The organism is Salipiger sp. PrR007, from assembly GCF_010499845.1.
GTDB classification, from domain to species: Bacteria; Pseudomonadota; Alphaproteobacteria; order Rhodobacterales; family Rhodobacteraceae; genus Salipiger; species Salipiger pacificus_A.
Genome location: NZ_JAAGOZ010000056.1, coordinates 1 through 9,177 on the forward strand (window position 1 = coordinate 1; position 9,177 = coordinate 9,177).

Sequence of the window (9,177 nt, forward strand, 5' to 3'; positions counted from 1 at the left end):
GAACCAATAGTAGGGTCGGCTTTGCTTGCGGACAGATGCGAGCTCGTCTGCCCCTGCGTCTTTCACTCTATTTTTCATGAGCGCTATTTCGCTCTCCAATTGTGAATATCCCGTCTGCGGTGCAGACTTGAAGAATTTTCATGTTACTCTCACGACACGAGGCCAGCAGGAAATACGAGGCCCCTTGGGGTCCGTCGCGATAGCAAGTAGGAAGATCTTGTACATCAAGATCGGATTTTTCCTAATGAGAATTCCCGGGCTGACCGGCCGTGCTCCTGGTTTTCGGGCTTTTGCGGGCTTGGTACTTATCACGGGGCTCGCCGCATGCGCGACTCCCGGACCCGGCGAAACACGCGACGGTGTCTTTGATCCGCAAGAACCCGCCAATCGCCGCGTACATGCTTTTAACAAGAGGGTTTATTCCCGCCTATCGGGTGACGGAGAGCCCGGATTCATCGAATCCCTGCCAGATCCTGTCAAAAATGGGGTGGTGAATTTCTCCGATACGGTCGCCTTGCCGCAGACCGTGGTGAATCAGTTGCTGCAGGGGCGGCTGCTGCGCGCCTCGCGCAACACGCTGCGGTTTTCGGTCAACGCGACGCTGGGGATCGCCGGGCTGATGGACGTGGCCAGCCCTATGGGTCTGCTTGAGGATCGCAGCAACTTCGGGGAGACGCTCTATGTCTGGGGCTTCCCCGAGGGCGGCTATATGGAGCTGCCGGTTCTCGGCCCCTCGACCGAGCGCGAGACGGTGGGTCTCTTCGTCGATTTCTTCACCGATCCCTTCGCCTATGCGCTCCCCTCGCCGCAGCGCTATGTCCGCTACGGCGCGCGGCTCGGCGAGCTGATGATCAAGCGCAGCGACTACGGCGACGCGATCGATGCGGTGATGGAGGGCAGCGCCGACAGCTACGCGCAGGCGCGGGTGATCTGGCTCGAGAAGCGGCGGCACGAGCTTGGCGATGACAGTATCGAGGGATCGGGGTTCATCGATCCCGAGGCCATGGACACGGAGGGTTTCTAATGGGGCATTTCACGAGCAGGCGGGGCTTTCTTGCCGGGGCGCTGAGCGCCTCCGCGTTTGTGGCGTTACCGGGCGTGGCGCTCGCGGCCAGCGCGGCGCAGGCGGAAAAGCTGGTGCAGGGGCTGGTCGGGGACGTCAACGCGGTGATTGCCTCGGGCGCGTCCGAAGCCGCGATGATCGCCGAGTTCGAGCGCATCTTCGTGCGCTACGGCGACATGCCCTATATCGCTGCCTACGTCATGGGCGCCGATGGCCGCCGCGCCACGCCGGCACAGAAGAAGGCCTTCACCGCCGCCTTCCAGGGGTACGCCGCGCGCAAGTACGGCAAGCAGTTCCGCAAGTTCATCGGCAGCGCGATCACCGTCTCCGGCACGCAGAAAGTGAAGAACGCCTACCAGGTCGCCACCGTTGCCAAGCTGCGCGGGCAATCGCCCTTCGAGGTGAGCTTCTTCGTCGGTGAGAAATCGGGACGCTTTTACAACATGTATGTCGAGGGCGTGAACATGCTGCTCACCGAGCGGACCGAGATCGGCGCCATGCTCGACAGGCGCCGCGGCGATATCGACGCGATGATCGACGACCTCCGGCAGGCGGGCTGACCGCGTCTCTAGCGGTCAGGATCGGGGAGCGCGCGCTTTGCGGGGCGCCGCCTGTACCGGTCGGGCACCCGCAGCGCCGATCGGCTGGAAATCGTCGAATTGTGCGCGCTCGCCGGCCGCGGCTTGCATCCCTTTGCTGGGCGGCGCCAACTGGGGCAGACAGGTCTTGGGGGAGGATGTGGCAAAGAGATCGGCAGCGATGTGCACCGCGGCATCAAGCTCGCGCCCAACCCCCTGATGCGGCATTTTTTCACCCGCGATGTTCTTGAACCGTTCAGGGTCTGCGCCCATCTTTACCCCGAGGCCCGTGACCTTCCCGTGCTGCTTGTCAGGCGGGGCAAATCCAGACGGGCGCTTGTGAAGGAGAGACAGCATGAACTTGGAGAAGTTCACTGAACGTGCGCGCGGGTTCATTCAGGCCGCGCAGACCATCGCAATGCGGGAAGGCCACCAGAGGCTGGTTCCCGAACACCTGCTGAAAGCCCTGATGGACGATGACCAGGGGCTGGCCAGCAACCTGATCACCCGTGCCGGCGGCGCGCCGCAGCGGGTGGTGGAAACCCTCGATCAGAAACTCGCGAAACAGCCGAAGGTCTCGGGCGACGCCGGTCAGGTGTATCTCGACTCGGCGACCGGGCGCGTGCTCGACGAGGCCGAGAAGATCGCGAAAAAGGCGGGCGACAGTTTCGTTCCCGTCGAGCGCGTCCTCATGGCCCTCGCCATCGAGCGCAGCGGCGCCAAGGAGGCGCTGGAGGCCGGTGCGGTGACGCCTCAGAAGCTGAACGAGGCTATCAACGACATTCGCAAGGGCCGCACGGCCGACAGCGCCAATGCTGAAGAGGGGTACGATGCCCTCAAGAAGTACGCGCGCGATCTGACCGAAGCCGCGGAGCAGGGCAAGATCGATCCGATCATTGGCCGCGACGACGAGATCCGCCGCTCGATGCAGGTGCTCTCGCGCCGTACCAAGAACAACCCTGTTCTGATCGGTGAGCCCGGCGTGGGTAAAACCGCGATCGCCGAGGGCCTCGCGCTGCGCATCGTCAATGGCGACGTGCCCGAAAGCCTGCGCAACAAGCGGCTGATGGCGCTCGACATGGGCGCGCTCATCGCCGGGGCCAAGTACCGCGGCGAGTTCGAGGAGCGGCTGAAGGCCATTCTGAAGGAGATCGAGACCGCTGCCGGCGAGATCATCCTCTTCATCGACGAGATGCACACGCTTGTGGGCGCGGGCAAGGCGGACGGGGCGATGGACGCCTCGAACCTGCTGAAGCCGGCGCTGGCCCGCGGCGAACTGCACTGCGTCGGCGCCACCACGCTCGACGAGTACCGCAAGCACGTCGAGAAGGACCCGGCGCTCGCGCGGCGCTTCCAGCCGGTGATGGTGCAGGAGCCGACGGTCGAGGACACGATCTCGATCCTGCGCGGCATCAAGGAGAAGTACGAGCTGCACCACGGCGTGCGGATCTCGGACTCGGCCCTCGTGGCCGCGGCGACGCTCTCGCACCGCTACATCACCGACCGCTTCCTGCCGGACAAGGCGATCGACCTCATGGACGAGGCCGCCTCCCGCCTGCGCATGGAAGTGGACAGCAAGCCCGAGGAACTGGACCAGATCGACCGCAACATCCTGCAGATGCAGATCGAGGTCGAGGCGCTGAAGCTCGAGGATGACCAGGCGTCCAAGGACCGCCTCGAAAAGCTCGAGCGCGAACTGGCCGAGCAGGAAGAGCGTTCTGCCGAGATGACCGCAAAGTGGCAGGCCGAGCGTGACAAGCTGGCTTCGGCGCGGGACATCAAGGAACAGCTCGACCGGCTGCGCGCCGATCTCGAGATCGCCAAGCGCGAAGGCAACTTCGCCAAGGCCGGTGAGCTGCAATACGGGAAGATCCCCGAGCTCGAGCAGCAGCTGGAGCAGGCCGAGAACGCCGAGAGCGACGTCATGGTCGAAGAGGCCGTGCGTCCCGAGCAGATCGCCGAGGTCGTCGAGCGCTGGACGGGTATCCCGACCAGCAAGATGCTCGAGGGCGAGCGCGAGAAACTGCTGCGCATGGAAGACGGGCTGCACAAGCGGGTCATCGGCCAGAACCAGGCGGTGCGCGCCGTCGCCAACGCGGTGCGCCGGGCGCGGGCCGGGCTGAACGACGAGAACCGACCTTTGGGCTCGTTCCTCTTCCTCGGGCCGACCGGTGTGGGCAAGACCGAGCTGACCAAGGCCGTGGCCGAGTTCCTCTTCGACGACGACAGCGCGATGGTGCGCATCGACATGTCGGAGTTCATGGAGAAACACGCGGTTGCCCGTCTGATCGGCGCGCCTCCGGGGTATGTCGGCTATGACGAGGGCGGCGTGCTGACCGAGGCCGTGCGGCGGCGCCCCTATCAGGTGGTGCTGTTCGACGAGGTCGAGAAGGCGCACCCGGACGTGTTCAACGTGCTTTTGCAGGTGCTCGACGACGGCGTGTTGACCGATGGCCAGGGCCGGACCGTGGACTTCAAGCAGACGCTGATCGTGCTGACCTCGAACCTCGGCTCGCAGGCGCTCAGCCAGTTGCCCGATGGGGCGGACAGCGCCGCTGCCAAGCGCGACGTGATGGATGCGGTGCGGGCGCACTTCCGCCCCGAGTTCCTCAACCGGCTCGACGAGACGATCATCTTCGATCGGCTCAAGCGCGAGGACATGGATGGCATCGTCGAGATCCAGCTTGCGCGCCTGCTCAAGCGTCTGGCGAACCGCAAGGTCACCCTCACGCTCGACGAGGGGGCCAAGAAGTGGCTGGCCGAGGAAGGCTACGATCCGGTCTTCGGCGCGCGTCCGCTCAAGCGGGTGATCCAGCGCGCGCTGCAGGATCCGCTGGCCGAGATGATCCTCGGCGGCGACATCCACGACGGCGACACGGTGCCGGTGAGTGCCGGGGCTGACGGGCTGATCATCGGCGATCGCATCGGCGCCAGCAACCGGCCCCGCCCGGACGACGCCGTGGTGCACTGAGCGACATGCCTCGCACGTAGTAAAGGCCCGCCGTTTCGGCGGGCCTTTCGCATTGGCGGGCGGGATGCGCCCCTAAATGAGAGGGGGCGCGGCGCTGGCTGCCGCGCCCCCTCGCTGACGCCGTGGGCGCCGACCGGGGTTGAAGAGGTGCCGGCACCGCGTGGGGGGATCACTGCGGCATCAGCACTCCGTCGATCACGTGGATAACTCCGTTCGAAGCTTCGATGTCCGGCTGGGTCACGTTGACTCCGCCGACGGTGACACCGCCTTCGGTCATGATCTCGAGACTTTCGCCCTGTACCGTCTCGGCCATCATGCCGTTGGTCAGGTCGGAGGACATCACCTTGCCCGGCACCACGTGGTAGGTGAGGATCGCGGTCAGCTTGTCCTTGTTCTCTGGCATCAGCAACGTGTCGACCGTGCCCTCGGGCAGGGCGGCGAAGGCCTCGTCGGTGGGGGCGAAGACGGTGAACGGCCCGTCGCCGCTCAGAGTCCCGACCAGCCCGGCGGCTTCGGCGGCGGCGAGCAAGGTGGAGAAGCTCCCGGCGTCCTGCGCGGTCTCGACGATGGTCTTGCCCATGTGCGAATCCGCCAGCGCGGGCGCGGCGGTCAGCATGGCTGCGGTGAGGGCAACGGATGTCATGCGGATCATTATGATCTCCTCCTGTTCGGCATTGAATGTACCCAAGGTTACGCGGCGAAGGTCGGGGCGGATCACCCCCTTTTGCCGAGATCAGGGCGTGGAGCGTGGTTGTCTCGCGCTTGTGAGGTGGCGTCAGCCCGGCGTGAAGGGCATGCCAGAGGGCGCCAGGCGCGGCCCGGCCGCGCTTGGACGGCACCGGGGCGGCGCAGCTTCGTCGCTAACATGCCGCGCAGGCGTCCCGCGGCGCCCTTCTCGCTTTGCCCCCTCTGCCGGGCGTTGTAACGATGCCGCCGAACCCGCTTCGACAACCGACACGTTCTACAGACATCCGAGGGAATAATGGGCGCGGCAATGTACTTCCTGCAAATCCTGGCACTGGTCTTCACAGTGGCCATCGGCTTTGCAGTGCTGGCAGTGGTACTCCTGTACCTGATCGACACCACCCAGACCGGCGACGCGATCCGCCGCAACTACCCCGTCATCGGCCGCTTCCGCGGCTGGTTCACCAAGCTCGGCGAGTTCTTCCGCCAGTATTTCTTCGCCATGGACCGCGAGGAAATGCCCTTCAACCGCGCGCAGCGCGACTGGGTCTACCACGCCACCAAGGGCAAGGATAACACCGTCGCCTTCGGCTCGACCCGCAACCTCAACATCCCCGGCACGCCGATCTTCGTGAATGCGGTCTTCCCGCCGCTCGACGACCAGTTCTCGGTGACGGAACCCATGGTGATCGGGCCGACCGCCAAGCTTCCCTACGTGGCGCGCTCGATCTTCAACATCTCCGGCATGAGCTACGGCGCCATTTCGCGCCCGGCGGTCGAGGCACTGAGCCGCGGGGCTGCCGAGGCGGGGATCTGGCTGAACACGGGCGAGGGCGGGCTCGCGCCTTTCCACGAGCTTGGTGCCTGCGATCTGGTCTACCAGATCGGCACCGCAAAGTTCGGCATTCGCGACGAACACGGCAATATCGACGATGCCAAGCTGGCGGCGGTGGGCGCCCGCCCGCAGGTGAAGATGTTCGAGCTGAAACTGGCGCAGGGGGCCAAGCCCGGCAAGGGCGGCATCCTGCCCGGCGAGAAGGTCAACGCCGAGATCGCGGCGATCCGCGGGCTCAAGGTCGGTCAGCCCGGCATCTCTCCGAACCGCCATCGCGAGATCGACACCTTCGAGGATCTGCTCGACATGATCGTGCACATTCGCGAGGTCTCGGGCCGGCCGGTGGGCTTCAAGACGGTGATCGGCTCGTCAGACGAATGGGAGCGAATGTTCCAGCTGATCGTCGAGCGCGGCCCTGAAAGCGCCCCCGACTTCATCACCATCGACGGCGGCGAGGGCGGCACCGGTGCCGCGCCCATGCCGCTGATCGACCTCGTCGGCATGCCGATCCGCGAGGCGCTGCCGCGCATCGTCGACCTGCGCGACCGCTACGGGCTGAAGGAACGCATCCGCATCGTCGCCGCCGGCAAGCTGGTGAACCCCGCCGACGTCGCTTGGGCGATCTGCCTCGGTGCCGACTTCGTCACCTCGGCGCGCGGGTTCATGTTCTCGATGGGCTGCATTCAGGCGCTGAAGTGCAACCGCAACACCTGCCCCACGGGCATCACCACCCACGACCCGCGCCTGCAGAAGGGGCTCGTGGTCGAGGACAAGTACAAGAAGGTCGCCAATTACGCCAAGGCGGTGATCAAGGAGGTCGAGACCATCGCGCATTCCGTCGGCGTCTCCGAGCCACGCCAGATGCGCCGCCGCCACGTGCGCATCGTGCAGGCCGACGGCAGCTCGATCCCCTTCTCCAAGCTGCGCCCAAGTTACAGAGGGGACACCGCAACGTGAGATCGCTTTGTTTGGCGGATCGGCGGTTCTCCGCTAGCTTGCTCGAAACCCGTTACGGGGCAGATGTGCAGGAGGACATCCGATGGCGTTCCGCTGGAAAGGCGATCTCAAGGATCATCACGTCACCGACGAGGCGCATTGGCTGAACCGCCGGCAGATCATCGGCGGCGCGGCCGGGATCGCGCTCGCCGGTCTCGCCGGGCGCAGCCAGGCGGCGGAGACGCTTGAGCCCAACAGTTGGGAAGAGATCACCAGCTACAACAACTACTACGAGTTCGGCACCGGCAAGGAAGACCCCAAGGCCTATGCCGGTGCCCTCACCACCAAGCCCTGGACGGTGACCATCGACGGCTTGGTTGACCGTCCCGGTGACTACGCGCTCGAGGACATCCTGTCGAAGATGACTGTCGAGGAGCGCATCTATCGCTTCCGCTGCGTCGAAGCCTGGTCGATGGTCGTGCCGTGGAACGGTTTCGAGCTTGCCGATCTGCTGGAGCTTGCGGGCGTGCAGTCAGGGGCGAAGTATGTCGCCTTTGAAACCCTCTACCGTCCCGAGGAAATGCGCGGCACTGCCTACCCCGTGCTCGACTGGCCCTATGTCGAGGGTCTGCGGCTCGACGAGGCGGTGAATCCGCTGACCTTGCTGGCCACTGGCATCTACGGCAAGGACATCCCCAACCAGAACGGCGCGCCGCTGCGGCTGGTGGTGCCGTGGAAATATGGCTTCAAGTCGATCAAGTCGATCGTCAGAGTCACGCTGACCGATAAGGAACCGCCGACCTCGTGGAACAAGTCGAACCCGCGCGAATACGGTTTCTATTCCAATGTGAACCCGCAAGTTGACCATCCGCGCTGGTCGCAGGCCACCGAGCGCCCGATCGGTGGCGGCTTCTTTGCCAAGCGCAAGCCGACGCTCATGTTCAACGGCTACGAGCAGGAGGTCGCTGCCCTTTATGACGGCATGGACCTCTCAAAGAGTTTCTGAGCCATGGTGATTTGGATCAACAGCGTAAGTCGGCGCCTGCCGCCCTGGCTCCTCTACATGATCGCACCGCTGCCGGTGGCCTGGTTCCTCTACCTCGGCTTCACCGGAAGGCTGGGGGTCGAGCCGATCCGCGCGCTCGAGCACAAGCTGGGCGAGCTCGGGCTGCAGATCCTTCTGCTGGTCTTGGCGATCACCCCCCTGCGCCGCTACGCCGGTCTGAACCTGCTGCGCTTCCGCCGGGCGCTGGGGCTGGTCGCCTTCTTCTATATCACCCTGCATCTTCTGGTCTGGCTGGTGCTCGACGTTCAGATCCCGGCGCAGATCTGGGCCGACATCGTCAAGCGCCCCTATATCACCATCGGGATGCTGGCCTTTGTCCTGATGATCCCGCTGGCGCTGACCTCGAACAATCTCTCGGTCCGGCGCCTGGGCAAGCGCTGGCGCAAGCTCCACTGGCTGACCTACCCGGCGCTCCTGCTTGGGTCCCTGCACTTCGTGTTGCTGGCCAAGGGATTCCAGATCGAGCCGCTCCTCTATCTCGGCGCGACGGTGCTGCTTCTGGCGCTGCGGCTGAAGAAACGGAGCTTCGGCCGACTCGGCACGGTCGGAGGGGCGAGAGGGTAGGGCGGCCCTGTGCGTGGGGCGCGCATCTTCATGCCTCTCCTCGGACGCGACTCGCAGCGGTTTTTGCACAGGCATGTGGGTAACCCTGTGGGCCGCGCAACATCTGGACCCAGGTGAGAGTTTCCGGCCTCGGGTGGACCTAAGGGAAGCGCGGCATCTGGGTGGGCCCAAGAAGAAAAATCGAAACGTATCTTGTTGTTATTGCGCAGTTATTCAGGAATCTCGCAAAAACTTGCGCCTCTTCGGAAAAATCCGCTTGCAGGCCCCGGGGGGTATCCGTAAAAGGCCTCTCACCGGCGGCGCTGAGGCGCACGGCGGGACGCCAGACGGGGCGGCGGCGCGCGGAAACGCGGGGCCGGCGCAGACGAGGCGGACAGGAAATTCGAGAGACGGGCAGGCGGGTGCGCCGAAAGTTAGGGCGCACTGGTCTGGTTTTGTCTCTCACGCTCTTTGACATCGCAGATATCTGAAGAGATATGC

General features: G+C 64.8%; 8 protein-coding genes. 6 read left to right on the forward strand and 2 right to left on the reverse strand.

From position 1 onward, the window contains the following. The first annotated feature begins 244 nt into the window (after positions 1-244). Positions 245-1,024 carry a VacJ family lipoprotein gene (locus G0Q01_RS20640; protein WP_164197765.1) on the forward strand — a complete coding sequence of 260 codons (780 nt, stop codon included), beginning with the start codon at positions 245-247 and terminating at the stop codon, positions 1,022-1,024. Next, entirely contained in the window at positions 1,024-1,623 is a 600-nt protein-coding gene (locus tag G0Q01_RS20645) for a phospholipid-binding protein MlaC (RefSeq protein ID WP_164197766.1), read from the forward strand. Before G0Q01_RS20640 ends, G0Q01_RS20645 begins: the two co-directional genes overlap by 1 nt. Before the next feature lie 15 nt (positions 1,624-1,638). On the opposite strand, the gene G0Q01_RS20650 is transcribed toward G0Q01_RS20645, so the two are convergent. Beyond that, positions 1,639-1,914, reverse strand: coding sequence for a hypothetical protein (locus tag G0Q01_RS20650; protein WP_164213816.1), 276 nt, complete (start codon positions 1,912-1,914; stop codon positions 1,639-1,641). Positions 1,915-1,996: 82 nt separating this feature from the next. On the opposite strand from G0Q01_RS20650, the gene clpB reads away from it, so the two are divergent. Next, positions 1,997-4,612, forward strand: coding sequence for an ATP-dependent chaperone ClpB (gene clpB / locus G0Q01_RS20655; RefSeq protein WP_164197768.1), 2,616 nt, complete (start codon positions 1,997-1,999; stop codon positions 4,610-4,612). A gap of 169 nt (positions 4,613-4,781) precedes the next feature. Here the strand turns inward: clpB and G0Q01_RS20660 are convergent, their stop codons facing one another. Next, positions 4,782-5,264 carry a fasciclin domain-containing protein gene (locus G0Q01_RS20660; protein WP_203595108.1) on the reverse strand — a complete coding sequence of 161 codons (483 nt, stop codon included), beginning with the start codon at positions 5,262-5,264 and terminating at the stop codon, positions 4,782-4,784. Between the two features lie 330 nt (positions 5,265-5,594). Here G0Q01_RS20660 and G0Q01_RS20665 point away from each other — a divergent pair, with 330 nt between their 5' ends. The 3 genes from G0Q01_RS20665 (at position 5,595) to msrQ (ending at position 8,697) form a co-directional block, all read left to right on the forward strand. Next, positions 5,595-7,088, forward strand: coding sequence for an FMN-binding glutamate synthase family protein (locus tag G0Q01_RS20665; protein WP_164197769.1), 1,494 nt, complete (start codon positions 5,595-5,597; stop codon positions 7,086-7,088). A gap of 82 nt (positions 7,089-7,170) precedes the next feature. Further along, positions 7,171-8,073: a protein-methionine-sulfoxide reductase catalytic subunit MsrP gene (msrP, locus tag G0Q01_RS20670; protein ID WP_164197770.1), complete on the forward strand. Its 903-nt coding sequence runs from the start codon at positions 7,171-7,173 to the stop codon at positions 8,071-8,073. A gap of 3 nt (positions 8,074-8,076) precedes the next feature. After that, on the forward strand, positions 8,077-8,697 hold the full coding sequence (gene msrQ, locus G0Q01_RS20675) for a protein-methionine-sulfoxide reductase heme-binding subunit MsrQ (RefSeq protein ID WP_203595109.1): 621 nt from the start codon (positions 8,077-8,079) through the stop codon (positions 8,695-8,697). Positions 8,698-9,177: the final 480 nt, after the last annotated feature.

What these genes read in the sequence shown, in the direction of transcription:
- G0Q01_RS20640 (WP_164197765.1), top strand. Translation starts at nt 245, where the DNA reads ATGAGAATTCCCGGGCTGACCGGCCGTGCTCCTGGTTTTCGGGCTTTT.
- clpB (WP_164197768.1), top strand. Translation starts at nt 1,997, where the DNA reads ATGAACTTGGAGAAGTTCACTGAACGTGCGCGCGGGTTCATTCAGGCC.
- G0Q01_RS20665 (WP_164197769.1), top strand. Translation starts at nt 5,595, where the DNA reads ATGGGCGCGGCAATGTACTTCCTGCAAATCCTGGCACTGGTCTTCACA.
- G0Q01_RS20645 (WP_164197766.1), top strand. Translation starts at nt 1,024, where the DNA reads ATGGGGCATTTCACGAGCAGGCGGGGCTTTCTTGCCGGGGCGCTGAGC.
- msrQ (WP_203595109.1), top strand. Translation starts at nt 8,077, where the DNA reads ATGGTGATTTGGATCAACAGCGTAAGTCGGCGCCTGCCGCCCTGGCTC.
- G0Q01_RS20650 (WP_164213816.1), bottom strand. Translation starts at nt 1,914, where the DNA reads ATGGGCGCAGACCCTGAACGGTTCAAGAACATCGCGGGTGAAAAAATG.
- msrP (WP_164197770.1), top strand. Translation starts at nt 7,171, where the DNA reads ATGGCGTTCCGCTGGAAAGGCGATCTCAAGGATCATCACGTCACCGAC.
- G0Q01_RS20660 (WP_203595108.1), bottom strand. Translation starts at nt 5,264, where the DNA reads ATGATCCGCATGACATCCGTTGCCCTCACCGCAGCCATGCTGACCGCC.